Annotated in this window: 28 protein-coding genes; 11 read left to right on the top strand and 17 right to left on the bottom strand. The window is 59.8% G+C overall.

Annotated elements, in window-relative coordinates:
• Positions 1-21: 21 nt before the first annotated feature.
• The 4 genes from GNF76_RS27000 to GNF76_RS26985 are packed head-to-tail and all read right to left on the bottom strand — an operon-like array spanning position 22 to position 2,640.
• A complete protein-coding gene (locus GNF76_RS27000; protein WP_155586115.1) occupies positions 22-585 on the bottom strand; it encodes a DUF6162 family protein in 564 nt (187 codons plus the stop codon).
• On the bottom strand, positions 582-911 hold the full coding sequence (locus GNF76_RS26995; protein ID WP_155586114.1) for a hypothetical protein: 330 nt from the start codon (positions 909-911) through the stop codon (positions 582-584). The genes GNF76_RS27000 and GNF76_RS26995 overlap by 4 nt, the downstream gene beginning before the upstream one ends.
• Complete coding sequence (locus GNF76_RS26990) at positions 908-1,447, bottom strand: thiamine pyrophosphate-binding protein (protein ID WP_155586113.1); 540 nt, start codon at positions 1,445-1,447, stop codon at positions 908-910. The genes GNF76_RS26995 and GNF76_RS26990 overlap by 4 nt, the downstream gene beginning before the upstream one ends.
• Positions 1,444-2,640: a PepSY-associated TM helix domain-containing protein gene (locus GNF76_RS26985; RefSeq protein ID WP_155586112.1), complete on the bottom strand. Its 1,197-nt coding sequence runs from the start codon at positions 2,638-2,640 to the stop codon at positions 1,444-1,446. Before GNF76_RS26985 ends, GNF76_RS26990 begins: the two co-directional genes overlap by 4 nt.
• Before the next feature lie 249 nt (positions 2,641-2,889).
• Between GNF76_RS26985 and leuC the strand changes: the two genes are divergently transcribed.
• The 3 genes from leuC to GNF76_RS26970 all read left to right on the top strand — a co-directional run bounded on the left by leuC (position 2,890) and on the right by GNF76_RS26970 (position 6,275).
• Positions 2,890-4,311: a 3-isopropylmalate dehydratase large subunit gene (leuC, locus tag GNF76_RS26980; RefSeq protein ID WP_155586111.1), complete on the top strand. Its 1,422-nt coding sequence runs from the start codon at positions 2,890-2,892 to the stop codon at positions 4,309-4,311.
• Positions 4,308-4,922 carry a 3-isopropylmalate dehydratase small subunit gene (leuD, locus tag GNF76_RS26975; RefSeq protein ID WP_155586110.1) on the top strand — a complete coding sequence of 205 codons (615 nt, stop codon included), beginning with the start codon at positions 4,308-4,310 and terminating at the stop codon, positions 4,920-4,922. The genes leuC and leuD overlap by 4 nt, the downstream gene beginning before the upstream one ends.
• A gap of 129 nt (positions 4,923-5,051) precedes the next feature.
• Entirely contained in the window at positions 5,052-6,275 is a 1,224-nt protein-coding gene (locus GNF76_RS26970; RefSeq protein ID WP_218585314.1) for an MFS transporter, read from the top strand.
• Positions 6,276-6,307: 32 nt separating this feature from the next.
• Here the strand turns inward: GNF76_RS26970 and GNF76_RS26965 are convergent, their stop codons facing one another.
• From GNF76_RS26965 to GNF76_RS26950, 4 genes are all read right to left on the bottom strand, one after another.
• Positions 6,308-7,222 (bottom strand): LysR substrate-binding domain-containing protein, encoded by a 915-nt coding sequence (locus GNF76_RS26965; RefSeq protein ID WP_218585313.1) that lies wholly within the window; start codon positions 7,220-7,222, stop codon positions 6,308-6,310.
• A 54-nt stretch (positions 7,223-7,276) separates the two neighbouring features.
• Positions 7,277-7,879, bottom strand: coding sequence for an ATP-dependent Clp protease proteolytic subunit (locus GNF76_RS26960; RefSeq protein WP_155586108.1), 603 nt, complete (start codon positions 7,877-7,879; stop codon positions 7,277-7,279).
• A gap of 182 nt (positions 7,880-8,061) precedes the next feature.
• Positions 8,062-8,937, bottom strand: a complete 876-nt coding sequence (locus tag GNF76_RS26955) for an alpha/beta fold hydrolase (protein ID WP_155586107.1) — start codon at positions 8,935-8,937, stop codon at positions 8,062-8,064.
• Positions 8,938-9,067: 130 nt separating this feature from the next.
• Positions 9,068-9,523, bottom strand: coding sequence for a VOC family protein (locus GNF76_RS26950; protein WP_155586106.1), 456 nt, complete (start codon positions 9,521-9,523; stop codon positions 9,068-9,070).
• A gap of 249 nt (positions 9,524-9,772) precedes the next feature.
• Here GNF76_RS26950 and GNF76_RS26945 point away from each other — a divergent pair, with 249 nt between their 5' ends.
• The 3 genes from GNF76_RS26945 to GNF76_RS26935 are packed head-to-tail and all read left to right on the top strand — an operon-like array spanning position 9,773 to position 12,461.
• Complete coding sequence (locus GNF76_RS26945; RefSeq protein ID WP_155586105.1) at positions 9,773-10,996, top strand: SfnB family sulfur acquisition oxidoreductase; 1,224 nt, start codon at positions 9,773-9,775, stop codon at positions 10,994-10,996.
• A 3-nt stretch (positions 10,997-10,999) separates the two neighbouring features.
• The gene (locus GNF76_RS26940; protein WP_155586104.1) at positions 11,000-11,665 is read left to right on the top strand and encodes a methionine ABC transporter permease; all 666 of its coding nucleotides are present in this window, start codon (positions 11,000-11,002) and stop codon (positions 11,663-11,665) included.
• 25 nt (positions 11,666-11,690) lie between these two features.
• Positions 11,691-12,461 carry a MetQ/NlpA family ABC transporter substrate-binding protein gene (locus GNF76_RS26935; RefSeq protein WP_155586103.1) on the top strand — a complete coding sequence of 257 codons (771 nt, stop codon included), beginning with the start codon at positions 11,691-11,693 and terminating at the stop codon, positions 12,459-12,461.
• A 123-nt stretch (positions 12,462-12,584) separates the two neighbouring features.
• Here GNF76_RS26935 and soxR read toward each other — a convergent pair whose 3' ends face one another.
• Positions 12,585-13,034 (bottom strand): redox-sensitive transcriptional activator SoxR, encoded by a 450-nt coding sequence (soxR, locus tag GNF76_RS26930; RefSeq protein ID WP_155586102.1) that lies wholly within the window; start codon positions 13,032-13,034, stop codon positions 12,585-12,587.
• A gap of 103 nt (positions 13,035-13,137) precedes the next feature.
• Here soxR and GNF76_RS26925 point away from each other — a divergent pair, with 103 nt between their 5' ends.
• Positions 13,138-13,503 carry an antibiotic biosynthesis monooxygenase gene (locus GNF76_RS26925; protein ID WP_155586101.1) on the top strand — a complete coding sequence of 122 codons (366 nt, stop codon included), beginning with the start codon at positions 13,138-13,140 and terminating at the stop codon, positions 13,501-13,503.
• Here the strand turns inward: GNF76_RS26925 and GNF76_RS26920 are convergent.
• The 4 genes from GNF76_RS26920 to msuE form a co-directional block, all read right to left on the bottom strand.
• A complete protein-coding gene (locus tag GNF76_RS26920; RefSeq protein ID WP_155586100.1) occupies positions 13,492-14,595 on the bottom strand; it encodes a sigma-54 interaction domain-containing protein in 1,104 nt (367 codons plus the stop codon). The two genes, GNF76_RS26925 and GNF76_RS26920, sit on opposite strands and share 12 nt — an antisense overlap.
• A 24-nt stretch (positions 14,596-14,619) precedes the next feature.
• A complete protein-coding gene (locus GNF76_RS26915) occupies positions 14,620-15,807 on the bottom strand; it encodes an acyl-CoA dehydrogenase family protein (protein WP_178123614.1) in 1,188 nt (395 codons plus the stop codon).
• 155 nt (positions 15,808-15,962) lie between these two features.
• Complete coding sequence (gene ssuD / locus GNF76_RS26910) at positions 15,963-17,108, bottom strand: FMNH2-dependent alkanesulfonate monooxygenase (RefSeq protein WP_155586099.1); 1,146 nt, start codon at positions 17,106-17,108, stop codon at positions 15,963-15,965.
• A gap of 9 nt (positions 17,109-17,117) precedes the next feature.
• On the bottom strand, positions 17,118-17,681 hold the full coding sequence (gene msuE, locus GNF76_RS26905; RefSeq protein WP_155586098.1) for an FMN reductase: 564 nt from the start codon (positions 17,679-17,681) through the stop codon (positions 17,118-17,120).
• A 397-nt stretch (positions 17,682-18,078) separates the two neighbouring features.
• On the opposite strand from msuE, the gene GNF76_RS26900 reads away from it, so the two are divergent.
• The 3 genes from GNF76_RS26900 to GNF76_RS26890 all read left to right on the top strand — a co-directional run bounded on the left by GNF76_RS26900 (position 18,079) and on the right by GNF76_RS26890 (position 21,598).
• On the top strand, positions 18,079-18,348 hold the full coding sequence (locus GNF76_RS26900; RefSeq protein WP_155586097.1) for a hypothetical protein: 270 nt from the start codon (positions 18,079-18,081) through the stop codon (positions 18,346-18,348).
• Positions 18,349-18,580: 232 nt separating this feature from the next.
• Complete coding sequence (locus tag GNF76_RS26895; RefSeq protein WP_155586096.1) at positions 18,581-19,741, top strand: cysteine desulfurase family protein; 1,161 nt, start codon at positions 18,581-18,583, stop codon at positions 19,739-19,741.
• Positions 19,742-19,789: 48 nt separating this feature from the next.
• A complete protein-coding gene (locus GNF76_RS26890; protein ID WP_155586095.1) occupies positions 19,790-21,598 on the top strand; it encodes an aminopeptidase P family protein in 1,809 nt (602 codons plus the stop codon).
• A gap of 43 nt (positions 21,599-21,641) precedes the next feature.
• Here the strand turns inward: GNF76_RS26890 and GNF76_RS26885 are convergent, their stop codons facing one another.
• Together GNF76_RS26885 and GNF76_RS26880 are read right to left on the bottom strand one after the other, a co-directional pair.
• The gene (locus GNF76_RS26885; protein WP_155586094.1) at positions 21,642-22,232 is read right to left on the bottom strand and encodes a 2-hydroxychromene-2-carboxylate isomerase; all 591 of its coding nucleotides are present in this window, start codon (positions 22,230-22,232) and stop codon (positions 21,642-21,644) included.
• Positions 22,233-22,268: 36 nt separating this feature from the next.
• Positions 22,269-23,000, bottom strand: coding sequence for an SDR family oxidoreductase (locus tag GNF76_RS26880; protein WP_155586093.1), 732 nt, complete (start codon positions 22,998-23,000; stop codon positions 22,269-22,271).
• A 91-nt stretch (positions 23,001-23,091) separates the two neighbouring features.
• On the opposite strand from GNF76_RS26880, the gene GNF76_RS26875 reads away from it, so the two are divergent.
• Positions 23,092-23,652 carry a TetR/AcrR family transcriptional regulator gene (locus tag GNF76_RS26875; protein ID WP_155586092.1) on the top strand — a complete coding sequence of 187 codons (561 nt, stop codon included), beginning with the start codon at positions 23,092-23,094 and terminating at the stop codon, positions 23,650-23,652.
• On the opposite strand, the gene GNF76_RS26870 is transcribed toward GNF76_RS26875, so the two are convergent.
• Both GNF76_RS26870 and rhtA read right to left on the bottom strand, forming a co-directional pair.
• A complete protein-coding gene (locus tag GNF76_RS26870; RefSeq protein ID WP_155586091.1) occupies positions 23,653-23,934 on the bottom strand; it encodes a hypothetical protein in 282 nt (93 codons plus the stop codon).
• Between the two features lie 167 nt (positions 23,935-24,101).
• Positions 24,102-24,989, bottom strand: coding sequence for a threonine/homoserine exporter RhtA (gene rhtA / locus GNF76_RS26865; protein WP_155586090.1), 888 nt, complete (start codon positions 24,987-24,989; stop codon positions 24,102-24,104).
• Positions 24,990-25,144 lie beyond the last annotated feature (155 nt).

Genomic DNA, 25,144 nt, shown 5'->3' with positions numbered 1-25,144 from the left:
GCTCTCGGATACCGCGTGAATTCAGTGACGATGTTGGCGCGTGACGCCGGCATCGAATTGTGCGACCACCTGCTGCCAGCCGGCGTCGATCAGGGCCTGGTCAGTGAAGTCGGAGGGGGCTGCAAGAGTGGCGCGACGGTTGAGCCAGATATCCGGCTCGGTACCGCTGATACGCATCAGGAATGATCCACTGGCCTGCGGCGTTTCGCTCAGGCCCAGGTAGGCCGACGGCGCCAGCAACTGCCAGCGATGGTTGCCACGGCTCACCGAACTGGCGTCCTGGGCGAAGGGCGCAAAGCCTTCCTCGGCCAGGTGTGCCGGGGTGGGCAGGGTGCTGTGTTCCTGCTGCAGCAGGTGGATTTCATCCAGGGTCACTCGCAGGTCGGCATAGATGCCTTGTTCGGCGGCGCTCAGGTCGCGGCGGGCGTCCAGTTGGTGGCTGGGCACAGCGGCCACTTCCTGGCTTTCGCCGCGTAGCGCCACCACCGTTGCGGCCACCGCGAGGATGATCAGGCACAACAGCAACACGTAGAGGGTTTCGTGCCCGGCACCGGCCGGGCGGACTACTTGGGTCGTGCGACTCATGGCGCCTGGATATCCGCTTGGTCGATCTCGACAACGTGGCCGGGGCCGGCATCAAACAGCACGTAGAACTCGGCGGCCGGTTTCTTGAAGGTCAAGGTGGAGTCCTCTCCCAGTTTGCCAGGCACCAGGATGGTTTCGTCGTAGCCAATCACGTCGAGGGTCACGCCGGGCGCGCCGCTGCCATCGGAAAAGCCGCCGGTGCACTTGATTTGCTCGCCGGCGATCTCCTTGCATTCGCACATCGGGTTATGGGCCAGCGCAACACTACTGAAACCGGCGCAGAGCAGCAGCGCGCCACAGGCGCGGGTCAGGCGCAAAAAAGTCATGGTTTGATTCCTCGTTTGTTCAGCCAGACGATGGTGGCGGGGGAGGCCTGGCTCAAGGGAATGGCGGCCTGGTGCATGGCACCGTCCCAGCCTTCCATGGTGATCCACAGTTCGGCGTCGGCCGGTGTACGTTCCGGAATCGGCAGCACGGCACCCATGCGGTACGGCGTGCCGAAGAAAATCACCCCGGCGGCGCGCAAGCTGCGGGGTTTGCCGATGCGCAGGTAGGTGGCCTTGACCTGATCACCACAGTTGGCGCACAGGGCGGCGTTGAAGGCTTTCATATAGCCCGCGGGGTCGGGTCGTGGGGCTTCGTTGCGCAGCTCGGCCAGTTTCAGGCTCCAGGGGCCGACCTGCACCTCGCCGACTTCCCGCTCGCCCAGGCCGCTGTCGCCACGAAACAGGGCCGCGTCGGCAAAGTACTTGGGCATGAATCCCAGGGGCACCAGCAACAGCAGGATATTGATGTGGAAACGCCATTTGAGCCAAAGGGCCCGTAGCGGCGAGGGTGGCGCAGCGGCAGTCGCCTTGCTCATCGGTTGCCCTCCAGGGTGTCGGTCTGCAGGGCCGGAATCGATTGCGGTGCAGCCTTGGCGTTGCGTTTGAGCGCATGCAGGGTGGCCAACGCCGTGCGCTTGCTCCAGATCAACAGCCCGCTCAAGACCATCATGCTCAGCACCAGGCCGAAGAAGAACCAGATCAGCTTGATCCAGATCCCGCCAAAATCACCGGTGTGCAGCGGTCGCATGGATTCGGTGACGAACTCCAGGCCCGAGCGGTCCGAGAGCAGGTGCGAGGCCGCGATTTCGCCGTTGTAGGGGTTGATTTCGGCGGTCTGGAACATCAATGGGTACCAGCCACGTCCGCCAATGCGCAGGTGGCTGTAGGCGGTGCTTGGCAGGCTGATGAAACTGGCTTCCAGCCCGGGAATACGCTGGGTGGCGATGCTGATGGCGTCGTCCAGGGGGATCATCGGCGAGGGCACGCCAGGGCTGGACATTGGCACTTTGTCACGGGTGATCACCGGCACGATGGGTTCGCTGGAAATGGTGATCTGGTTGTCGAACAGGATTGCCTGGATCAGGAACCAGGTGCCGGTGATGGAAATCACCGCGATAAACCAGATCGACCAGATGCCGCTCAAGCGGTGGAAGTCGCCCCAGAAGATCCGCGCCCCATGTTTGATGCGCAGGGTCGGTTTGAAAAAGCCTTTCCAGAAACGCTTGTAGACCACAAGCCCGGTGATCAGCGAAACCAGGAGCGGCAAGCCCAGCAACGAGACCAGGTACCAGCCCCAGCTATAGCCATTGGTGAAGGGCACCAGCCACCAGCCGTGCAAGGCCCGGGTGAACGCCTTGAAGTTGAAGGAGGGGCTGATGCCCTGAATCACCCCGGTGTACGGGTTGACGTAGACCTCCAGGGAACGCCCGTCGGGATAACTGAGGTCGACACTCAGGGCGAAGTGCGATTCGTCCGGGCGGCTGAGGGATTCGACGATCACCCGGGGTTCGGCGCGCTTGATGGCGGCGATCACCTGGTCATAGCTGAGCAGTTCGGCGTCGTCCGAGGGTTTGCTGGCGCGCACGTCGGGGTTGGCCAGCCAGACGATTTCCTGGCTGACCACCGCCAGGGTCCCGGTGACGCAGACGATCAGTACAAAGAACCAGATGGGCAATGCCAGCCAACTGTGGACGAGAAACCAGATTTTCGAGCGTGACTTCTTCGACATGTGAGTGAGGGTCTTGATCGGAGGGGCAGTGCAGGCCCGGAAAAGGCCGGTCGTAGCTTTTGCTGACGCGATCGGCTGTATTCAAGTTAAGACGGATGAGCCTTGCAAAACCCTAAGCTGCATATGAAAGCAAATGTTTCAAATTGGCCTTCATCGAACACGAAACATGTTCTGAGCCATCACCGTGTCGGGATTGATGGGGCTCGGGTGCTGCCTATGATGGAGTCATACCGTTAAGCGAGCGCCCTGATGACTTCTGCCCGAACCCTGTATGACAAACACATCGATTCCCATACGGTGTGCCGCCTCGATGACCAGGGCCATGTGCTGCTGTATATCGACCGCCAGGTGATCAACGAATACACCAGCCCCCAGGCCTTCAGTGGTTTGCGTGAAGCGGGCCGGGACGTGTGGCGCCCGGGTACGGCGCTGGCGGTGGTCGACCATGTGAACCCTACCGCGCCCAAGCGTATTGCCGCGATGCCCGACCCGGGCGGTGCGCGACAAGTGTCCTACCTGGCGGAAAACTGCCGGGACTTCGGCATAGAGCTGCTGGATATCCTCGACAAGCGCCAGGGCATCGAGCACGTGATCGCTCCGGAGCAGGGCTTTATCCTGCCGGGCATGGTGATCGCCGCCGGCGACAGTCACACCACTACTTACGGTGCGCTTGGAGCGTTCGGTTTTGGTATCGGCACTTCGGAAATCGAGCATTTGCTGGCCTCGCAAACGCTGGTCTACAAACGCCTGAAAAGTCTGCGGGTGACAGTGGACGGCAAACTGGCTGCGGGCCTGACGTCCAAGGATGTGATCATGGCGCTGATCGGCAAGATCGGCGCCTCCGGCGCCACGGGTTATGCCATCGAGTTTCGCGGCTCGACCATCGATGCCTTGAGCGTCGAAGCGCGCATGACCATCTGCAACATGGCGGTGGAAGCCGGGGCGCGGGGTGCATTCATGGCACCGGACGAGAAAGTCTTCGCCTACCTCAAGGGCAAACCACGGGCTCCGAAGGGCGCGTTGTGGGAGCGGGCGCTGCTGGAGTGGCGCAAGCTGCACAGTGACGATGACGCGGTGTTCGACCGTGAAGTCGAACTGGACGCCAGCGCCCTGGAGCCCATGGTCACCTGGGGGACCAGCCCCGACCAGACTGCGCCGATTGGCGCCCGAGTACCCGACCCGCAAGACGTCAGCGACCTGATCCAGCGCCAGGACATGCGCCGCGCCCTGAACTACATGGGCCTGGAACCCGGCATGCCGCTGAATGAAATCATCATCAGCCACGCCTTTATCGGCTCCTGCACCAACGCACGGATCGAAGACCTGCGCGATGCCGCGAGCGTAGTACGTGGCAAGCACGTGGCCGAACACGTACGGGCCATGATCGTCCCCGGCTCCACGCAAGTACGCGACCAGGCCGAAGCCGAAGGCCTGGCGGCGATCTTTATCGACGCCGGTTTTGAATGGCGCCAGTCGGGTTGCTCGATGTGCCTGGCCATGAACGACGACGTGCTGGAACCGGGCGACCGTTGCGCCTCCAGCACCAACCGCAACTTTGAAGGCCGCCAAGGGGCGGGCGCCCGCACCCACCTGATGAGCCCGGCGATGGTCGCGGCGGCGGCCATTACCGGGCGCCTGACGGATATTCGCCACTTTGGAGACCGCATATGAGCCTGCAACCCTTCACCATAGTCACCGGCAAGGCTGCGCCGATGTTGGCAGCCAATATCGACACCGATGTGATCATGCCCAAGCAGTTCCTCAAGGGGATCGACCGCAATGGCCTGGACCGTGGGTTGTTCTTTGATTTGCGCTTCCTGCCCTCGGGCGAACTTAACCCCGCTTTCGTCTTGAACCAGCCCGGCTGGCAAGGCGCGAGCTTTATGGTGGTGGGGCCGAACTTCGGCTGTGGCTCCAGCCGTGAGCATGCAGTCTGGGGGCTGAAGCAGATGGGCATCCGGGCGCTGATCGGCAGCAGTTTTGCCGGGATTTTCTATGACAACTGCCAGCGTAACGGGGTGTTGTTGATTACATTGGAAGAGGCGGTGTTGCAGCACCTCGGGCGGACTGTCAGCCAGCCGGACCAGGCGCAGATCAGTGTGGATCTGGAAGGGCAGATGATTCGGTTGGAGGGTGGCCAGGCGATCCCGTTCCAGATTGATGCCCTGCGCAAGACCGCATTGCTGCTGGGGCTGGATGCGATTGGCACGACGTTGCAGCGCCGTGAGCAGATTAAGGCGTTCGAGCGTGAACACCTGGCGGCCAACCCCTGGCTTAACTGACACGCTGCCCATCACGGCAGGGATTGATATTCATCCGTTTCGTGTCAAGGTGTGTGCTCAACTCAGCAGCCCGACTCCGTCGGGGACTCACCAAATGGATGGGGTGTTTATGCTCTTTACCGGCTCATGATGGCTTTATCGACCCGAAACGCGCGCCTGATTATCTTTGCCAGAGGCGTTTCGGATTTTGGTGCGTTCCTCAACATGGTTGCGCTGTCCACCTACGTTTATTGGCTCAGCCATAGCGTGGTGTTCGTCAGTATTTTTCTGGCGTGTCGAGTGGTGGGTGGCATCGTTGCCAGTGTGTTCGGGATCCCGTTTTTCAGGCGCTTTGCCGGTCGTGGGGCGTTGGCCGGGTTGGACCTGTCCAGAGCACTGTTACTGTCGCCGCTGTTGTTTCTGTTGCCTGAGCATCAGCTTAATGTGCTGCCCTTCATCGCGTTTGGCATCGGATTGTGCAATTCCCTTTTTGCCATTGGGCTGAATAGCCAGCTGCCCACGTGGGTAGCACCTGACCAGCGTGTGGCAACCAATGCCTGGATCACCTCTGCTGCTGCCACAGGGGCAGTCTTCGGTAGCTTGCTGTCAGGGTTGCTGATCGCAACGTGGGGATTTGAAGCGGTCTTTGCTGCCAACATCGTGACGTATTTGCTGGCCGCCAGCCTGATCCTCCCGTTGCGAGCGTTGTACTCTGCCGTATCAACGCCCGCGCGCAAGGGGTTCTCCGGTGAGTGGCACGAGTTGACCCGAGGACTGCGTGGGGCGCCGGTGCTGGCGGCCATGTTGGTCATCAGCCTGCTCGATACCCTTGGCAGTGCGGCACATAATGTCGGCTTCCCCGTCCTGTCCCAGTACATTGACCCTGATACGGCGAAAACCGTCATGGGGTATCTGTTGGCGGTCTGGGCACTGGGTAAGTTTGCGGGAGCACGCTTGGCCAGCACCGTTTTAAAAGGTCGTGGCATTCAACGTATGGAACGCCTGTTCCTGGCGGGGGTTGCACTGATGTCGACGGGTTTTATCCTGACCTTTCAGCAAACCGAACTGTGGCCGGCACTGGTGCTGATCGTATGGGCGGGCCTGGGGGATGGGGTGGCTGAGGTGGCATTGGTATCCCGTGCTCAAAGTGAGCCGGATACCCTGCGTCTTCCGCTGTTCAGTCTGTTGACGCTTATTCAGATGACGGGCTTTGGTGTGGGGATGCTTCTGGTGGGGCCATTTTATTTGGCGTGGACGCCGGCACAGGTGATTGTTTTGTTCCATGGATTGCCGTTAACCGCATTGGTGGTCATGGGAGGATGGATGTATTGCATGCGTCGGCGGGTTCCTTCGAAGACCCTGGTGGAGGAGTGAAAACCCACCGCTTGCAGCTCACGGTTGGGGTGTCAGATCGACAACCCCTTGAAATGCGCCTGCAAAAACTCCACACACGCCCGCAATTTCCCAGAGTGTGCCAGCCGTGTCGGGTACACCGCCCATACGTTGGCGCTCTGGCTGTAGTCATGCAGCACCTGTACCAGCTTGCCCTGCTCCAGCAGTGGCTTCACATCCCACATCGAACGCAGCAACACGCCGCGTCCGTCCAATGCCCATTGCAAGACAATTTCGCCGTTGTTGGACGATAGCGGCCCGCGCACGCGGACATTGTCTTGCACGCCATCGCGTTCCAGGTTCCAGATACCAAAGGCGTTATCCCGCTCCTTGATCACCAGACAGTCGTGTTGCTCCAGGTCGCTCAGTTGCAGTGGCGTGCCACGACGCTCCAGGTAGGCAGGTGCCGCGCACAGCACCCGGCGATTGCTTACCAGTTGGCGGCCGATGTGCTGGCCGGGAAGGTCATCGCCTACGCGAATCTCCAGGTCAAAACCTTCGCTGACGATGTCCACCACCCGGTCGAACAGGTCCAGGCGAATCTCCAGGTCCGGGTACTGTTCGGCGAGCAACGACAGCGCCGGAGCTACGTGATTGCGGCCGAAGCCGAAGCTGCTGCATACATGCAGGCGCCCACGTGGGCTGTCGTGGGCGTCGCCGAGTTCATCGGACAGTTGCTGGAAATCTTCGAGGATGCGCAAGGCCCAGCGTTGCACTCGCTCACCGTCTTCGGTCAGGGCGACACGCCGGCTGGTGCGGTGCAGCAGGCGAGTGGCGAGGGTGCTTTCGAGGATCTGGATGCGCTTGCTGACGTACGCCGGGGACAACCCCAGTTCATCGGCGGCCGCCGCGAAGCCGGCCTTGCGAATCACCGTCAGGAATACCCGCAGGTCTTCAGGCAAAGGGGCGGTATTTCTGTTGTGGGTCATGAGAAGCACGCATGGCGGCATGAGCCGCCAGAATAACACCGGATCGGCGGGCGATCAGGCCGGTCGCGTGATCTCTTTTTCCGACACGATGATCTTGTTGACCAGGCCATAGTCCCGCGCTTCCTCTGCACTGAGCCAAAAGTCGCGCTCGGTGTCGGCGCTGATTTTCTCTGCCGTTTGGCCGGTGGCTTGAGCGAAGATATTGTCCAGGCGCTTCTTCATTTTGACGATTTCATGCATGTAGATCTCGATGTTGCTCGCCGGCCCCTGGATGCCGCCTGACGGTTGGTGAAGCAGGAACCGGGTGTTGGGCAACGAGTAGCGATTTTCTTTTTTCGCCGCGGCGTAGATCAGTGCACCGGCGCTGGCGACACTGCCCGAGCCGATCATGACGACAGGGGCTGAAATGAAGCGAATGGCGTCGAAGATCATGTCGCCTGATTCAACGTGGCCGCCCGGTGAGTTGATGAAGACGTAGATCGGGTCTTCATTGATGGATGAGAGGATATGCAGCTGTTGCACGACATCCTTGGCCATGCGCTCATCGACCACACCGGTGATGAAGACCTTGCGGGCCTTGATCGCATATTCCATCAACTTGGCGCTGACGGCGTCTTGTGGTGCCTTGTCTTCCTGTTCTTTTTCGTCGTTGTTCATAACGTCTCCGGGAGTGGTCAAAAAATCCATGTTTGGCGTATCACTTCATACACCTGCCTTTTCGCCCACGGCACGCGGCCGACTCCTGAGCATTCGCCTCTGGGACTGTAGGCGTAGTCGTGTAGAAGTCAAAGGCCTTTGGGCGAGTCGCTTTGGTCAACCACTGCGGCATCGATGCCCGTTCAGCACAGGAATTTCAAGGCTTCGTCCAGTAACAACTCGGGGGCCTCTTCAGCAAGGTAATGGCCGGACGGCAGGGCCTTGCCACGTACGTCGGTTGCCACCTGCTGCCATTCCTTGAGCGGATCAAAACAGCGACCAACGGTGCCTTCGGCGCCCCACAGCACCAGGAGCGGCAGGTTCAGGTGATTGCCGGCAACAATGTCGGCGCGATCGTGTTCAAGGTCGATGCCGGCCGAGGCGCGGTAGTCTTCACACACACCTTGGGCAGCCCCCGGCAGCTTCAGGCAGCGCAGGTACTCGGCGAAGGCTTCGTCGGTAAAGGGCTTGAGGCCGGCGCTACGGCTACCCATGACACTGCGCAGGTAGAGCTCGGGGTTGGCCTCGATCAGGCTTTCCGGCAACGGCGCCGGGCGAATCAGGAAAAACCAGTGCCAGTAGGCGCGGGCGAAGGCTTCGTCGGTCTGGGCGTACATCGCCAGTGTCGGCGCGATGTCCAGCAGCACCATGCGTTGCACGGCCTTGGGGTGGTCCAGGGCCAGGCGATGGGCGACCCGGGCGCCACGGTCGTGGGCCAGGATCGAGAACTCGTCGAAGCCCAGGGCTTGCATCAACGCAACACTGTCACGGGCCATCTCCCGTTTCGAGTAGTTCGTATGGTGGTCGCTGGCCGGTGGTTTGCTGCTGTCACCGTAGCCGCGCAGGTCGGCGGCGACCACCGTGAAGTGTTCGGCCAACTGTTCAGCGACCTTGTGCCAGATGACATGGGTCTGTGGATGCCCGTGCAACAGGAGCAGGCCGGGGCCTGTGCCGCCCTTGCAGTAGCTGATGTCCACACCGTTGACGTGGCGCTGGTCTTTTTGGAATCCGGCAAACATGGAATGACTCCTTGTGATGAGTGCCGGCATCCTGAAATCACCTGGCGCGGAGGGCAAGGGGGAAAGCGTGGAGGGGGTGTTCATGAAGTGTGTTGAAGGGGCCAAGCCCCTTCAACTCGGAGTTTCAGCCTTATTTGAACAGGTCTGCGGCCCGCTGCCGAATTTGTGCTTCTGTCAGTTCCTCCTTGCGCGTTGCCAGAAACCACACGTGCCCGAACGGATCTTTCAACGTCCCGGAGCGGTCGCCGTAAAACTGATCCTTCGGTTCTGACACGGCGATACCGCCGGCCTGGATGGCTTGGGCGAACTGCTTGTCGACATCCTGTACATACAGATGCAGGCACACGCTGGGATGCTCTTTGCCCGGACTGCCGAAGGACATTTCAGCGCAAGGCGAAGCCATCATGATCGCCGAATCACCAATACGCAGCTCGGCATGGCCGATCTTGCCGTCGGGCATGTCCAGGCGCATCACTTCAATGGCGTCGAAGGCCTTCTTGTAGAACGCGATGGCTTCGACGGCTTTGTCGATTCCCAGATAGGGCGTGATGCTGTGGTAGCCCTCGGGGATGGGTTTAACGCTCATTTTGTTCTCCTTGATTGTTGTTGTGGAAAAGAACCCGGGTTTTTCCGGTCTTTTCACTATAGGCCACGTGCACCGTCGCTTGCGGGCAGCCGACGAGGTGTTCGCCAGGCAACAGTAAACCGGCAGTTTGCTGCGCCTTGGGCGGCTACGTGCCTGCAATACAGGCTCAACCCCCTGAATCCACGGGCTCGGGCCCTCAGGCACAGAAGCTGCAATACCCAAGGCATTCCCTCCGCCCGAGAGCGTTGTATGCCTGTTCTGCCTGTGTCTGCCGATTATCCGATTCATCCCCCCCATGCCGAGTTGATTCACGACGAAGCCCAGGCCCTGGCGGTCGCCCATCGCGTCGCGGCCGTGTTGCTGGAGCAGGATGCCGAACGCGACCGTACGCGCCAGGTACCGGCGGATATCGTCGATCTGTATTCCAACAGCGGCTTGTGGGGTATCAGTGTGCCTCGCGAGTTCGGTGGGGCGCAGGTGTCCTATGCGGTGCTGGCCCAAGTGATTGCGATCATCTCGGCGGCCGACCCCTCGCTGGGGCAAATTCCGCAGAACCATTACTGCCTGCTGGAAGACATCCGTTTGCAGGGCACACCTGAGCAGCAGGCGTACTTCTTCGGCCTGGCGCTGCAAGGGCATCGCTTTGCCAATGCGCTGTCGGAAACCGGCGGCAAGAATGTCCAGGACATTCAGGCGACTATTCGTCGGCAAGGCGATGGTTATGTGATCAACGGTCGCAAAGGTTATTGCACCGGTTCGCTGTACGCTCACTGGCTGGCAGTGCTGGCGTTGGATGAGGCGCAAAATGCGCAGTTGGCGTTTGTCCAGAGAGGCACTGAGGGTCTGGTGGTGATCGACGACTGGGACAGCATGGGCCAGCGCACCACCTCCAGCGGGACGGTGTTGGCTGAAGCGCTGCGGGTGCCGGCGTTCAACCTGTTTCCTACCCATCGCTCCTACGATTCGCCGACCTTGGCCGGTCCTTTCGCGCAATTGACCACAGCCGCCATCGACGCCGGGATCGCCCGGGCCGCGTTGCGCGATACGGTGCAGTTCGTCCAGCAATTCGCCCGCCCATGGATTGATGCCGGTGTGGAAAAAGCCAGTGAAGATCCGCTGACCATCATTCAAATCGGCGCGTTGGACATTCGCCTGGAAGCCGCCGAAGCCTTGCTGGAACGGGCCGGTAAAGCGCTGGACGCCGCGCGCCCGGCACCGGATGAGGACAATGTCGCTCACGCCTCCCTGGCCGTGGCCCGAGCCAAAGTGCTAACCACTGAAATTGCCATCGAGGCCAGCAATAAACTCTTCGAACTGGGCGGCACCCGCTCGACCCTGAAGAAGCACAACTTTGATCGCCACTGGCGTAACGCCCGGGTCCACACCTTGCACGACCCGGTGCGCTGGAAATATCACGTGGTCGGCAACTGGCTGCTCAACGGCACCAAGCCACCGCGCCACGATTGGTCGTGAGCCATGGGCGAGTGGCTGAAAAATATCTATTGGGCCGACATCGGCCAGGCCTGCCTGGAAACCTTGAGCATGCTGGCGGCCGCCCTGGGGTTTACCGTGTTGCTGGGCCTGCCGCTGGGGGTGTTGCTGTTCCTCACCGGCAAGCGCCAGTTGCACGAAGCACTGGTGGTTTATCGGTTGTTGTCGGTGGTGGTCAACGTGTTGCGGTCACTGCCTTTCATCATCTTGCTGATTGTGCTGATCCCACTGACCACCTTGTTGGTGGGCACCTCCCTCGGGGTGCCGGGCACCATTCCACCGCTGGTGGTGGGCTGTACGCCGTTCTTCGCGCGACTGGTGGAAACCGCATTGCGCGAAGTCGACCGAGGCGTGGTGGAGGCCACCCAATCCATGGGAGCCAGCACCTGGCAAGTGATCCGCCACACCCTGTTGCCGGAGGCGCGGGGCGGCTTGCTCGCAGCGGTCACCGTCACCGCCATCGTGTTGGTGGACTACACGGCCATGGCCGGCGTGATCGGTGGCGGAGGCCTTGGCGACCTGGCCATCCGCTACGGCTATCAACGTTTCCAGACCGACGTGATGGTGGTCACCGTGGTGCTGTTGCTGGTGCTGGTGCAGGCCCTGCAAATGACCGGTGACCGTCTGGTGGCGCGCTACAGCCGCCGTTAATTTTTCTAACTGCTTTGGAGCCTTCATGAAAAAGACCCTGGCCATTCTGGCCGCTGTGCTGTCCCTCAATGCCTTCGCCAACGAGAAGCTGGTGGTGGGCGCAACCCCTGTGCCCCACGCGGAAATCCTCGAGTTCGTCAAACCGGTGCTGGCCAAGGAAGGCGTGGATTTGCAGATCAAGGTCTTCACCGATTTCATCCAGCCCAATCAGCAATTGGCGCTGAAGAATATCGACGCCAATTACTACCAGTACCGGCCGTTTCTTGATGACTTCAACAAGACCCGGCACACCGACCTGGTGCCGGTGGTGGGGGTGCATATCGAGCCATTTGGCGCCTATTCGACACGGATCAACGCTATCTCGGAATTGAAAGACGGTGCCTCGGTATCGATTCCCAACGACCCGGTCAACACGGGACGTGCGTTGGTGCTGCTGGATGAGGCCGGGCTGATCAAACTCAAGGACCCGAGCAATACCTTGAGCACGCCACGGGACATCGTCGACAACCCCAAACACCTGAAAATCCGTGAGCTGGAAGGCGCTTTACTGGCGCGTTCGGTAAGTCAGGTGGACCTGGCGTTTGTGTTTGCCAACTATGCGCTGGAAGCGGGGATCGACACCAACAGTGCGTTGATCGTCGAGAAGGGCAAGGACTTGTACGTCGAGTACCTGGTGGCGCGCCCGGATAACATCAACGATCCGCGCATCCAGAAACTGGCCAAGGCGCTGAACTCCGATGAAGTACGCCAATTCATCCTCACCCGCTACAAGGGGCAGATTGCGCCGGGGTTTTGAAGGCGAGCGCCGAGCAAATGTGGGAGCTGGCTTGCCTGCGATGCAATCGCCTCGGTGCATCAGTCAAACCGAGGTGTGAAGCATCGCAGGCAAGCCAGCTCCCACATTGATCGGGTTTCCACATCAGGGCTTGGTTGTGGGTTCCAGTAATTGTGCTCCGGGCCCGCGTTCACCGAGCACATCGTCCTGATTACGTAACGGGCATGCTTCCATCGACAGGCAGCCACAGCCGATGCAGCCATTGAGCTTGTCCCGCAGCATCACCAGTTTATTGATGCGCTCATCCAGGTCTTCACGCCACAGTGCGGATAACCGATTCCAGTCGGCGGCCGTTGGTGTGCGGCTATCAGGCAAGGTTTTCAGCGCCTCATGAATCGTTGCCAACGGAATACCCAGGCGCTGGGCAATCTTGATCACTACTACCCGCCGCAGCACGTCCCGGGGGTAGCGCCGCTGGTTGCCGGCATTGCGGTTGCTCTTGATCAAACCCTTGGTTTCGTAGAAGTGCAGGGCGGTGACGGCCACGCCGCTGCGGGCTGCCAGTTGGCCGACGGTGAGTTCTTTGCTGATCATGAAAAAAACTCCAAAAAAGACTCTTGACCTCGAGTTAACTAGAGGTTTTACCCTGCGTGACGTTGGATCGCAAGATCGCGCCTACAGCTAGAGGGGAATATTCATGCAGTCATCAGCGAAAAGTCGTGGCTTTACCCAACTCATCGAGTTTCAGATCGAGCCCCGCCAGCAATCCGCACTGGTCTTGGCGCTGTCCGAGCAGACGGAGCGCCTGGCCCAAGGGGGTGGCGGGTTTCTCAGTGCCAGTGTGCAGGTCAGTGATGACGGGCGCCGGGTGCTCAACTACTTGCAATGGCTGTCCCGGGAGGACGGAGAGGCCGCGTTCAAGCGTTTTGAGCAGCAGGGAGAGGATTTCTGGACGCTGATCCGCGCCCATCAGGCCACGGCCGTAACCTTCGGTTCGTTCCAGGTGCTGCGCAGCATCGAGCGCAGCCACGACGACGCGTTACAGTGCCGCCTAAATGGATAGGTGCAACATGCGTTCTCCTTGTACGTTCTCTCCGGGTCGCCGCTTGTTCACCGCCAACTCGCCGATCTTGATCAGGCGGGTGCGGGTGACGTTGCGGCTCAGGCCCAGCAGGTTGGCGGTGTGCACCTGGTTGTAATGGCTGAAACGGTAGGCGGCGCGCAACAGCGCGTCTTCGACCTTCTCATGCAGGGCGCCGGCCTGTTCTTCGAACAGCTTCTGAAAGGCCCGCTCCAGAAAGGCTTCGGCGCTGTTATCGGCGCCGTACTGGCTGTCGTCCTGACGCTCGATGCGCATGTTCGACAGACGCAGGTCATCGCGCTCGATCAGGCCGTTGCGGCAGATTAACAGTGTGTGGTGGATAACGTTTTCCAGCTCGCGGATGTTGCCCGGCCAACTGTAGCTTTTGAGTTTCTGCTCGGCTTCGCGGCTGATGGTGATCGGGCCGTAGCCCAGGCGTTGGCTGTAGGCCTCGATAAAGTGCCGGGTCAGCGGCAGGATGTCACCGGGGCGTTCGCGTAGCGGGCTCAGTTCCAGGCTGACCACGTCGAGGCGGTAGTACAGGTCTTCGCGGAAATGCCCGGCGTTGATGGCTTTTTCCAGTTGCACGTTGGTGGCGGCGAGCACCCGCACATCAATGGGAATGCTTTTGCGTGAGCCCAGGCGCACCACTTCCCGCTCCTGCAGGACGCGCAACAGCTTGACCTGGATGGCCATCGGCAAGTCGCCGATCTCATCGAGGAACAAGGTGCCGCCGTCGGCTTCTTCGAACCAGCCGGCCTTGGCGCTGAGGGCACCGGTGAAGGCACCTTTTTCATGACCGAACAATTCCGCTTCCACCAGGGATTCGGAAAACGCCCCGCAATTTACCGCCACGAACGGCCGGTTGCGCCGGGCACTGAGGTTGTGGATATGCCGGGCCACCAGCTCTTTACCGGTACCGGTTTCGCCGATGATCAGCACACTGGCTTCACTGGGCGCCACCTGCTGGATGTGCGCCAGCAGCGCCTGGGATTTCGGGTCCTCGAAGACTTGGGCCGTGGCGCGGATCGAGGTCGCGAGGGCGGGCGAGGGCGGTAAGGTTAAAAGCTGCATGGGCACCTCTTCTTTACAAAGCATTCAGGAATAGAAGGTCGGAATCGGCAGGGACTGGTTCAAGGCCCAGTCACCCAGTTCGTGGAGTTTGTAGTCCACTGGATCGTGCAAGGTTTGTGTGCGCAGGTTGCGCCAATGCCGATCCAGACGCAGGGACGCGTGAGTGGACCGCGCGCCGGTGACTTCGAACAGGCGGCTGCACAGCTCCAGGCCATTGCGAGTGGCGGCGACTTTGGCGGTAGCGATGGCGATAGCCAGTTGGCCTCGCTCGCTTTCGCTGAGGCTCGGGCCCTTGGCCCAGGCCTGGTCCAGTAGTTCGGCGGCGCGTTCCACCAGCAAGCGCACGCCTTCCAGTGCGACCCAGAATTCACCGTAATGGTTGAGCACATAAGGGTCCTGGCGCACGTCCTGGACTGTGGATTTGTACCAGGGCCGGGTTTCGGTCAGGGTGTAATTACGCGCTTCTTCAAAGGCCCCTTCGGCAATGCCGAGGAACATATGGGTGAAGGTCAACTGGGCGATCAGTGGCCGCAGGCAAGCGAAGGGCGTGCTCAGCGGGCCGGGATCCAGCAGCAACTCCGACTCTTCGACACGTACGCGCTCGAAGCTGGCGCTGCCGCTGTCGGTCTGGCGTTGGCCGATGTTGTTCCAGTCGTTGTGCAGGGTGATACCACTGCGACCGCTGGGGATGGCAGCGATCAGCAATTTGCCGCCGGCGCTTTCATCCACCGCCGAGGCGATCAGCATTTCTGAATCGCTGGCGCCGGAGCAGAAGCTCTTCTTGCCGGAAAACTCACGCCAGCCGCCGAAGTCCTTGACCACCGTTCGGGTGTCCAGTGGGTTGAGCGCGTTACCCCAGAACCAGTTTTTGCGGGCGGTCTGTTCGAACCAGGGCTGCCATTGTTCCGGGCGGGCAAAGAGTCGCACGGTGGCGAGCATCAGGTGATGAAAGCCAAAGACGTGGGCGATGGAGCTGTCGACCTTGGCGAATTCGCGAACGATCTCCAAGGTCTCGCTCCAGCGAGCGCCGAGGCCACCGTATTGCGTGGGAATGCTCAGGGCCAGCAGGCCACTTTGGCGCAAGGCGTCACGTTCGGCCTTGGGTGTGCCACCGCGCTCGTCGCGTTCGACGGCGGTGAGGGCGAATTCGGTGGCCAGCAGTTTGGCGGTCTGCAAAGGTGAGGGCAGGACGCTGTGGGGTTTGGCTGTCACGCGGGTGTTCCTCGATTAGGTCAAATGCCGTGCGCTACGTATGAAGCAACGAAGATCGAATGTGGGAGCTGGCTTGCCTGCGATAGCGTCGGCACACGCCTGGCCCGCCGCATCGCAGGCAAGCCAGCTCCCACATGAAGCAGATCTCAGGGGCTTCAGGCTTTGGCGTTGGCCGGCAGCACATCGTTGGCAATCATTTCGCCAAACGGCCCGGTTAAATTGGTGATACCGCGTCCGGCCAGGCTGGCATAGGGCTCCGGCAACAGCGGGAACACCAGCTCGGCAAAGCGGTATGCCTCTTCCAGGTGCGGGTAGCCGGAGAAAATGAAGCTCTCGATTCCCAGGTCCGCGTATTCCTTGATCCGCTCGGTAACTTGCTGCGGGTTGCCCACCAATGCGGTCCCCGCACCACCGCGCACCAGGCCGACGCCCGCCCACAGGTTGGGGGCGATTTCCAGGTTGTCGCGGCGCCCATCATGTAACGCAGCCATGCGCCTTTGGCCTTCGGAGTCGAAGCGCGAGAAGGATTTTTGCGCGGCAGCAATGGTCTCGTCGCTGATGTGCTCGATCAATTTGGCGGCGGCTTTCCAGGCGTCTTCTTCGGTCTCGCGCACGATCACGTGCAGGCGAATGCCGAACTTGACGGTACGCCCGTGGCGGGCTGCACGCTCACGCACATCGGCGAGCTTTTCGGCGACGGCGGCGGGCGGTTCGCCCCAGGTCAGGTACACGTCCACCTGTTCGGCGGCAAGGTCGTGGGCCGCGTCGGAGGAACCGCCGAAGTACAGCGGCGGATAGGGCTTCTGCACCGGAGGGTAGAGCGCCTTGGCGTTTTGTACGCGCAGGTGTTTGCCTTCGAAGTCTACCGATTCACCTTGCAGTACGCGGCGCCAGATCTTGAGGAACTCATCGGTCACTTCATACCGTTCGCTGTGGTCGAGGAAGCTGCCGTCACCACGGTTCTCGTCGGGATCACCGCCGGTGACTACGTTGATCAGCAAGCGGCCATTGGACAGCCGGTCGAGGGTCGCGGCCATGCGTGCCGAGACGGTCGGCGAGATGATTCCTGGGCGGATCGCCACCAGATAGCGCAGGCGTTCGGTCAATGGCACCAGGGCCGAAGCGATCACCCAGGAGTCTTCGCAGGAGCGGCCGGTGGGAATCAGTACGCCGTGGTAGCCGAGGTTGTCGGCGGCCTGGGCCACTTGTTTCAAATAGTTGAGGGTGACCGGGCGGGCGCCTTGAGTGGTGCCCAGGTAATGACCGTCGCCGTGGGTGGGCAGAAACCAGAAAACATCCATGACAAATCCTTAAGCGATTTTCAGCAGGGAGGTGGGATGCGCGGCAAACAATGGCGCAGCGCGTTCCGCTGCGAGGCGAATGCGGGCTTTCAAGGGCTCACTGGTGATTTGGTAGTCGGTGAAGTCGGCTTCGGTGGCATAGACGCCGATGGGCAAGGTCAGGGCCTGGAAGAAACTGAACAGCGGCCGTAACTGGTGATCGAGCATCAAGGCATGGCGTTCGCTGCCGCCGGTTGCGGCCAGCAGCACCGGGGTGTTGATCAGTGCGTTGAGGTCTACCAGGTCGAACAAGTGCTTGAGCAGGCCAGGGTAGGAGCCGCGATAGACCGGCGCGGCCACGATCAGCAGGTCAGCCTGTTCGATGGCGTGCAGTTGGGCTTCGACCTCCGCCGGCAATTCCGTACGCGAGAGCGCTGCGCCGAGCGGGCGGGCAATGTCGCCCAGCTCTATCAGGGTGGTCTGGATCGGCAATTGGGTGGCCAGTTCGGCCAGCACCGCTTGGGTCAGCACCAGGGTGCGGGACGGGCGCCAGGTTCCGCCGGAGAGGGCAACGACATTCAGGGGACGGGTCATGAACAGTTCCTTTTTCAACAGTGGCTCAGAGCGAGAGCAGTAACGGGGCTTGAGCAAGAGCTGTACCAAACGGCACAAGCCTTGATTTACATGGGCTCCGGACCGGCTGCTGGAAAGTGCTGGTGTTGTCTACCTGGTGTTTTGTTGAATGGCTGTTGCCTGGGCAACAGTTGCGTGGCCAACAGTGGCTGAGGCGTTGTGGCCATTTATAGAGGGTTGCATTTATTCCGTAAACGAACGTATTTCCATATTTATAGGTCGTTATGGAATATGAAGGATGGCTATCGAAGGGAGTGTCTAGGTTGATAGCGACTATCACGGGCGGTGATTTTTCTCTGAGGGGGACCGGGAGTAGCCTGTGTTCATTGACTACAGCCCAGTTCGCAGGTCCTTCGCCATGAACCATTTCCTCGCTATTTCCTTGTTGCTTGTCGCCTCTGTCCTCGCCGGTTGTGCGACTCATCCGGCACCCGAGTTGCGACCTTTTTCGGCCGAAGAGAGCAAGGAACTGGCGCTGGAGGCGTTGAGTCGCCGCGGTTTGTCCTTTGATGAATATCAACAGAAGAAAGCTGAGCTGACCGCTCAGCCACAGAAGGCGTTTGGATTTGACCATCAGGGTGAGATGAACGCAGAGCGCAGTGTGACGCTGCATGGTCGTCCCAGTTGAACCAAGGAATTGTTTTGAAAAGCCCAGGGTTTCCCACAGGAACCTTGGGCTTTTTGTTTTCCATCCCTTTCCCCGAGCCTGTTAAGCTGGATTTCAGGAGCGTTCCTACGCACTTTTAAATAAAGTGGTCTTTCTTTAACGGCACCCGATCAGGTAAATCAGACGATCTCTCTTCTGGTCGCTGCCCCTGGGACACCGCTCTCGGGAACAAGCTCTGCGAGTCTTTAACGTCATGAATAAACGTCCTCTGTATTTCGACTACGCCGCCACCACGCCGGTGGATGAGCGGGTCATTCAGGTCATGGTCGAGTGCCTGGGGTTCAACGCCAATTTCGGTAACCCAGCCTCCAGTTCCCATGTGTTCGGCCAGCAGGCCCGGCAAACGGTTGAGCAGGCACGGCGGCAGGTAGCCGAATTGGTAGGTGCACAGGCTGAACAAATCGTCTGGACCTCCGGTGCCACCGAGTCCAACAACCTTGCGCTCAAGGGCGTGACGCAAGCCCGGGGCGTATCGGGTGGGCATATCATTACCAGCCAGATTGAGCACAAGGCGACGCTGGACACGGCCCGCCAGTTACAGGAAGCCGGGGTTGCGGTGACGTACCTGGTGCCGAATGCCGAAGGGCTGATCACGCTCGAGGCTGTGAGCGAAGCACTGCGCGAAGACACTTTTCTGGTGTCGCTGATGCTGGTCAACAATGAACTGGGCACCCTCAACGATATTCCGGCCATTGGTGCGCGGGTTCGTGAGCACGGTGCGCTGTTCCATGTGGACGCGGCGCAAGGCGCGGGCAAGGTCGCCATTGATCTGGCCTTGTGGCCGGTGGATCTGATGTCGTTTTCAGCTCACAAGCTGTATGGCCCCAAAGGGATCGGTGCCCTGTATGTCGGCCCGCGTGCTCAGCAAAAAGTGTTGGCGCAGATTCATGGCGGAGGTCATGAAGGCGGGCTACGCTCTGGCACGCTGGCGACCCACCAGATTGCTGGAATGGGCACGGCGTTCGCCTTGGCGGCCGCTTCATTTACGCAAGAGAAGGCGGTGATTGCTGCATTACGCCAGCGTCTGCTTGAGCAGTTGAATACGATTGCCGGCGTGCGCTTGAACGGTAGCGCCACTCAACGCATTCCCCATACCCTGAGCCTGACGTTCAGTGAGGGCGAGTTCAATTCTGCTGCGTTGAGTGCGGGCATCGCCTTTTCAGCCACGTCGGCATGCAACTCGGCGAGCAATGCACCGTCCCACGTGCTCCTGGCGTTGGGGCATGATGCGCGCAGCGCAAGTCGTACCATTCGCTTGAGCCTGGGCCGTTTTACTACCGAGCAGGACATTGATCAGGCGGTACAGCTGATCAAGGACTCGCTGGCCAGCGCGCCGGCCTTCTGGGCGGTTTGATCCACATCCGCAACACATAACAATTATCAGTGGTTAGCAGGAGAAACGATGAGCACGCAGCCTTTGACCCATGGAACGGTTCCCCAGCGCCTGGCGCACACCCGTGAACTGATGAGCCGAGAGGGCATTCATGCCCTGTTGGTGCCGTCGGCCGACCCGCACTTGTCCGAATACCTGCCGGGATACTGGCAGGGGCGCCAGTGGTTGTCGGGTTTTCACGGTTCGGTGGGGACGCTGATTGTCACTGCCGATTTTGCCGGAGTCTGGGCGGATAGCCGTTATTGGGAACAGGCGACCAAGGAACTCAAGGGCAGCGGCATTGAGTTGGTGAAGCTGCAGCCGGGCCAGCCTGGGCCGCTGGAATGGCTGGCCGAGCAAACCCCGGAAGGCGGTGTTGTGGCGGTGGATGGTGCGGTCATGGCCGTGGCGTCGGCGCGTACCCTGGGCAGCAAGTTGGCGGAGCGTGGCGCACGCCTGCGTACTGATATCGACCTGTTGAACCAAGTCTGGCAAGACCGTCCGGCGTTGCCTGATCAGCCGATCTATCAGCACTTGCCACCCCAGGCTACCGTCAGCCGTGGCGAGAAACTTGCCGCCTTGCGCGAGAGCTTGAAGGAGAAGGGCGCCGACTGGCATTTCATCGCCACCCTGGATGACATCGCCTGGCTGTTCAACCTGCGTGGTGGTGATGTTTCGTTCAACCCGGTGTTCGTGTCTTTTGCGTTGATCAGCCAAAAGCAGGCCACGTTATTTGTTGCCCTGAGCAAAGTCGACGGGGCGCTGCGAGCCGTACTGGAACAGGACGGTGTGACGCTGCGCGATTACAGCGAAGTGGCGAGTGCCTTGGGGGCAGTGCCTGCGGGTGCGAGCGTGCAGGTTGATCCGGCGCGAGTGACTGCGGGGTTGCTGGAAAACCTGGGTGATGGCGTCAAGCTGGTCGAAGGTCTCAACCCGACTACCTTGGCCAAGTCCCGCAAGAGCCTGGCCGATGCCGAGCACATCCGCCAAGCCATGGAGCAGGATGGCGCCGCCTTGTGCGAGTTCTTCGCTTGGCTGGACAGTGCCCTGGGCCGTGAGCGCATTACCGAGCTGACTATTGATGAACACCTGACGGCTGCCCGGACTCGCCGTCCGGGTTATGTGTCGCTGAGTTTCAACACCATTGCTGCGTTCAATGCCAATGGCGCGATGCCTCATTACCACGCCACAGAAGAAGAGCATGCGTTGATCGAAGGCGATGGTTTGCTGTTGATCGATTCAGGCGGCCAGTACCTGGGGGGTACTACCGACATCACGCGGATGGTGCCCATCGGTACGCCGAGCGAAGAGCAGAAGCGCGACTGTACGCGGGTGCTCAAAGGTGTGATCGCCTTGTCCCGTGCACATTTCCCCAAGGGTATTCTGTCGCCGTTGCTGGATGCCATTGCTCGTGCGCCGATCTGGGCCGAAGGTGTGGATTACGGCCACGGCACCGGTCATGGTGTCGGGTATTTCCTCAATGTTCATGAAGGTCCGCAGGTGATTGCCTATCAGGCCGTCGCGGCGCCACAAACCGCTATGCAGCCGGGAATGATCACCTCTATCGAGCCGGGCACCTACCGCCCGGGCCGTTGGGGGGTGCGTATCGAGAACCTGGTATTGAACCGCGAAGCGGGCAAGACCGAGTTTGGCGAGTTCCTCAAGTTCGAGACGCTGACCTTGTGCCCGATCGATACCCGTTGTCTGGAGCCATCGTTGCTGACGCTGGATGAGCGCCAGTGGTTCAACGACTATCACGCACAGGTGCGTGAGCGCTTGAGTCCGCTGCTCAGTGGTGCTGCGTTGGAGTGGTTGCAGGTGCGTACGGCGGCTATATAAGGCCCGAGGGCCGCTTGCATGTTCTGCGCAAGCGGCAGGCGCTTTAGCTCAGGGCTTCTCGCACAAAATCCAGGCGATCCTGGCCGAAGAACAGCTGGTTGCCGACAAACATGCTCGGGGCACCGAAGACGCCGCGCTGGATAGCGTCTTCGGTCTTGTCCTTGAGGGCGGCTTTCACTGCCTCGTCCTGGGTCAGCGCCAATACTTCAGCGGGATCAAAGCCATGTTCAGTCAGGACTTGCGCAACGATTGCCGGATCCCCGAGATGATGTCCTTCTACCCATAGTGCGCGGAACAGGCAATCGATGAAATCGATAAAACGTTCTGGCTGGTGCATCTGAATACCGGTCACAGCGCGCATTAGCGTCAGCGTGTTAATGGGGAAGTTCGGGTTGAATGTGAGCGGGACGTTGTAGCGTTTGGCATAGCGTGCCAGGTCCAGGAACATGTAGCGACCTTTGGCCGCGATGGTAGCGGGAGAGGCATTGCCGGTGGCCTTGAAGACACCACCCAGCAGCATCGGCTGATAGATCAGTTGGGTGCCGGTTTCAGCACACAGGCCAGGTAACTGCGTGTAGGCCAGATAGGTGGCAGGGCTACCGAGGTCGAAGAAAAACTCCAGGGTTTTACTCATGGTTTGTGCTCGCTGCTTATTGTTATGGGGGCGTGCTTACCAGGGCTCATTCCAGGGGCGCAAGTCCAGTTCGAAGGTCCAGGCATCCCGTGGCTGACTGTGCAGGTACCAATAGTTATCGGCAATGTGCTCGGGGTTAAGAATACCGTCCTGGTCCTTGAGCGCGTATTTTTGCGGGAAGTTGTCACGAATGAAGGCGGTGTCGATTGCACCGTCGATTACTACGTGGGCAACGTGGATATTACGCGGGCCCAGTTCTCTCGCCATGCTTTGTGCCAAGGCGCGAATTCCGTGCTTGGCGCCTGCGAACGCCGCAAAACCGGCAGCGCCACGTAAGCCGGCGGTGGCGCCGGTGAACAGAATGGTGCCCCGTTGGCGGGTAACCATTCGCTTGGCCACTTCCCGGGCATTCAGGAAGCCGGAAAAGCAGGCCATTTCCCAGATCTTGAAATACTTGCGGGCGGTTTCTTCCAGGATGCTGCAAGGCACGTTGGCGCCAATGTTGAAGACAAAGGCTTCGATGGGGCCTAACTGGGTTTCGATCTGTTCTATCAGCGCAATGACCTCATCTTCCTTGCGCGCGTCGCAGGCAAAACCATGGGCCTCACCTCCGGCTGACAGAATACTGTCCACCAGCGGTTGAAGTTTGTCGGTGCTGCGCCGAGTGACGCACGCGACATAACCTTCACGGGCAAAACGCCTGGCAATTGCTCCTCCGGTGGCATCGCCAGCGCCGACGACCAGTACGATTTTTTTCTTGTCAGTCATGGGAAGATCCTTTGGTAAACGATCGTTAACTAAACGAACGTTATGCTACGATCTGCTGAGCGTCAAGGTGACAAATCCAGTGGAGTATGAAATGCGGTATTCAGCCAGTCACAAGCAGGAAACCAGAGAGAAGCTGTTGCACAGCAGTGCGGCCATGGCCAAGAAAGAAGGGTTTGCCAGTGTCGGTGTGGATGGTTTGATGAAAGCTATCGGCTTGAGCGGCGGTGCTTTCTATAGTCACTTCTCTTCGAAGGACGAGTTGTTCAGTTCGATTGTCGAACGGGAGCTGAGTCACAGCCTTGAACGCTTGAACGGCAATGGCATTCAGAGCCGTGAGAGGCTGGATCGCTGTCTCAAGTTCTATTTGAGCATGGCTCACGTGGAGCAGATGGACGCGGGCTGTGCTCTGCCGAGCCTTGGGGCTGAGATCGCACGTTCCGATGTTGCAGTGCGCCAGCAGGCGCAGGACTGGATTTGCAGGTTGCAAGTGGGTTGGGCTGCGACGCTGGGCAGCGACAGCCTGGCTTGGGCCGTTCTGTCGCAGTGCGTCGGTGCGCTGGTGGTGGCGCGGATGATGGTCGATCCGCTGGTTCAAGCGCAGGTGCTGTCATCGAACCATGAAGTGCTCAGCCAACAAATGGCAGGCCTGTAGTTATTTGCAGATGACGATCATGCTGCGACTGGTATAGCCAGCTGGGTTGATGCCAAACGGATAGTCGCCTGGATCTTCGGCGTTATCGCCTGACTTGGCAATGACTCTATAGCCTTTGGCGCCGCACGAGTTAGCTGCACTGCTATAGCACTGGTCCCAGGAGGAGGACAGGCCGGAACAGTTGATGTGCAGCCCTTTTTTCCCCCGTTTTACTTCTGTCTTGGTGGTCGCGGCACAACCGGCGATGGCCATGACGACTAACAGTATCAAAATTCGCTTCATTCCCATCCTTAATAGCCGCTTCGCAGAGATGCCCGAAGCAGGCTTTGCTCGCTCTCGATTGTAGCGTTCTTGATGTCCCTATCGAAATTCTCCATGACTGACATTGGGTTACAGTCTAAACATGGCCTAATTGAGCGGCAAATACCAGAGCTACGTTAAATCCTGAATCAATCTGACGGGACTAGTGGTTTGGATTCATTACGCATGGTCAGGGTTGCACCAACAGAAGCCAGGATGATGCAGGTGATGGCCATCCATTGTGCTAAGGACAAGTGTTCCTGAAGGAAAAATAGCCCGGAGAGCGCACCGAAAGCGGGCTCGATACTCATTAAGGTGCCGAATGTACGGGCGGGGAGACGAGTCAGGGCAACCATCTCCAAGGTGTAGGGCAGGGCAGTGGACAAAATCGCGACGCCAATGGCGATTGGGATCAGTGAGGGAGTCAGTAAAGTTGTACCTGCATGGACTATCCCGATCGGTGCGACAAACAGTGCGGCAATCATAACGCCCAAAGCCGCTGTTTGAACGCCGTTGTCTGCTCCCGCCTTCTGGCCAAACAGGATATAAAGCGCCCAGCAGATGCCGGCGCCTAATGCATAGGCCGCGCCCGTCAAATCGATCCCGCTGCTGGTTTCTCCGATGGGAATCAGTAGCAGGAGACCGATGATCGCCAGGCCGATCCAGAGGAAGTCGACGGCACGACGCGAGGCGTAAATAGCGACGGCCAATGGTCCAGTGAACTCGAGCGCTACAGCTATTCCCAGGGGAACGGTCTGCAGGGACATATAGAAGAGGAAGTTCATCCCGCCCAGCGCCATTCCGTACACGATTACGGTGCGTAGGGATTTGGCGGTGAGCCTGGCCCGCCACGGGCGTAATAGAAGCAGCATGATGATACTGGCGAACACAAGACGCAGGGTGGTGGTGCCTTGTGCGCCGACGATAGGAAACATGCTTTTTGCCAGCGAGGCGCCGGACTGTATGGAGGCCATGGCAATCAGCAGCAGGCCGACAGGGAATAATGCCGAGGCTAGGCTACGAGGCGAGGTGGTCATCGAGGGTGTTCGTCCGAAGTCATATAAAGAAGCAGAGGCGCCTATGATGCTTAAGTGTTGAGAGTTGAGCAATATATTGCTCAGTCGGCTCTCTTCTTGCTCTCTATATAGAAGGGATTTGTTGTTATTCCTGCATATCGATAGAAAAGCTAAAT

It is taken from the genome of Pseudomonas spelaei, assembly GCF_009724245.1.
Classification (GTDB): domain Bacteria; phylum Pseudomonadota; class Gammaproteobacteria; order Pseudomonadales; family Pseudomonadaceae; genus Aquipseudomonas; species Aquipseudomonas spelaei.
Note: the sequence above shows the minus strand (reverse complement) of the source record. Positions and strands in the feature narration are given on the sequence as shown.

What these genes read in the sequence shown, in the direction of transcription:
- GNF76_RS27000 (WP_155586115.1), bottom strand. Translation starts at nt 585, where the DNA reads ATGAGTCGCACGACCCAAGTAGTCCGCCCGGCCGGTGCCGGGCACGAA.
- GNF76_RS26995 (WP_155586114.1), bottom strand. Translation starts at nt 911, where the DNA reads ATGACTTTTTTGCGCCTGACCCGCGCCTGTGGCGCGCTGCTGCTCTGC.
- GNF76_RS26990 (WP_155586113.1), bottom strand. Translation starts at nt 1,447, where the DNA reads ATGAGCAAGGCGACTGCCGCTGCGCCACCCTCGCCGCTACGGGCCCTT.
- GNF76_RS26985 (WP_155586112.1), bottom strand. Translation starts at nt 2,640, where the DNA reads ATGTCGAAGAAGTCACGCTCGAAAATCTGGTTTCTCGTCCACAGTTGG.
- leuC (WP_155586111.1), top strand. Translation starts at nt 2,890, where the DNA reads ATGACTTCTGCCCGAACCCTGTATGACAAACACATCGATTCCCATACG.
- leuD (WP_155586110.1), top strand. Translation starts at nt 4,308, where the DNA reads ATGAGCCTGCAACCCTTCACCATAGTCACCGGCAAGGCTGCGCCGATG.
- GNF76_RS26970 (WP_218585314.1), top strand. Translation starts at nt 5,052, where the DNA reads ATGGCTTTATCGACCCGAAACGCGCGCCTGATTATCTTTGCCAGAGGC.
- GNF76_RS26965 (WP_218585313.1), bottom strand. Translation starts at nt 7,222, where the DNA reads ATGACCCACAACAGAAATACCGCCCCTTTGCCTGAAGACCTGCGGGTA.
- GNF76_RS26960 (WP_155586108.1), bottom strand. Translation starts at nt 7,879, where the DNA reads ATGAACAACGACGAAAAAGAACAGGAAGACAAGGCACCACAAGACGCC.
- GNF76_RS26955 (WP_155586107.1), bottom strand. Translation starts at nt 8,937, where the DNA reads ATGTTTGCCGGATTCCAAAAAGACCAGCGCCACGTCAACGGTGTGGAC.
- GNF76_RS26950 (WP_155586106.1), bottom strand. Translation starts at nt 9,523, where the DNA reads ATGAGCGTTAAACCCATCCCCGAGGGCTACCACAGCATCACGCCCTAT.
- GNF76_RS26945 (WP_155586105.1), top strand. Translation starts at nt 9,773, where the DNA reads ATGCCTGTTCTGCCTGTGTCTGCCGATTATCCGATTCATCCCCCCCAT.
- GNF76_RS26940 (WP_155586104.1), top strand. Translation starts at nt 11,000, where the DNA reads ATGGGCGAGTGGCTGAAAAATATCTATTGGGCCGACATCGGCCAGGCC.
- GNF76_RS26935 (WP_155586103.1), top strand. Translation starts at nt 11,691, where the DNA reads ATGAAAAAGACCCTGGCCATTCTGGCCGCTGTGCTGTCCCTCAATGCC.
- soxR (WP_155586102.1), bottom strand. Translation starts at nt 13,034, where the DNA reads ATGATCAGCAAAGAACTCACCGTCGGCCAACTGGCAGCCCGCAGCGGC.
- GNF76_RS26925 (WP_155586101.1), top strand. Translation starts at nt 13,138, where the DNA reads ATGCAGTCATCAGCGAAAAGTCGTGGCTTTACCCAACTCATCGAGTTT.
- GNF76_RS26920 (WP_155586100.1), bottom strand. Translation starts at nt 14,595, where the DNA reads ATGCAGCTTTTAACCTTACCGCCCTCGCCCGCCCTCGCGACCTCGATC.
- ssuD (WP_155586099.1), bottom strand. Translation starts at nt 17,108, where the DNA reads ATGGATGTTTTCTGGTTTCTGCCCACCCACGGCGACGGTCATTACCTG.
- msuE (WP_155586098.1), bottom strand. Translation starts at nt 17,681, where the DNA reads ATGACCCGTCCCCTGAATGTCGTTGCCCTCTCCGGCGGAACCTGGCGC.
- GNF76_RS26900 (WP_155586097.1), top strand. Translation starts at nt 18,079, where the DNA reads ATGAACCATTTCCTCGCTATTTCCTTGTTGCTTGTCGCCTCTGTCCTC.
- GNF76_RS26895 (WP_155586096.1), top strand. Translation starts at nt 18,581, where the DNA reads ATGAATAAACGTCCTCTGTATTTCGACTACGCCGCCACCACGCCGGTG.
- GNF76_RS26890 (WP_155586095.1), top strand. Translation starts at nt 19,790, where the DNA reads ATGAGCACGCAGCCTTTGACCCATGGAACGGTTCCCCAGCGCCTGGCG.
- GNF76_RS26885 (WP_155586094.1), bottom strand. Translation starts at nt 22,232, where the DNA reads ATGAGTAAAACCCTGGAGTTTTTCTTCGACCTCGGTAGCCCTGCCACC.
- GNF76_RS26880 (WP_155586093.1), bottom strand. Translation starts at nt 23,000, where the DNA reads ATGACTGACAAGAAAAAAATCGTACTGGTCGTCGGCGCTGGCGATGCC.
- GNF76_RS26875 (WP_155586092.1), top strand. Translation starts at nt 23,092, where the DNA reads ATGCGGTATTCAGCCAGTCACAAGCAGGAAACCAGAGAGAAGCTGTTG.
- GNF76_RS26870 (WP_155586091.1), bottom strand. Translation starts at nt 23,934, where the DNA reads ATGAAGCGAATTTTGATACTGTTAGTCGTCATGGCCATCGCCGGTTGT.
- rhtA (WP_155586090.1), bottom strand. Translation starts at nt 24,989, where the DNA reads ATGACCACCTCGCCTCGTAGCCTAGCCTCGGCATTATTCCCTGTCGGC.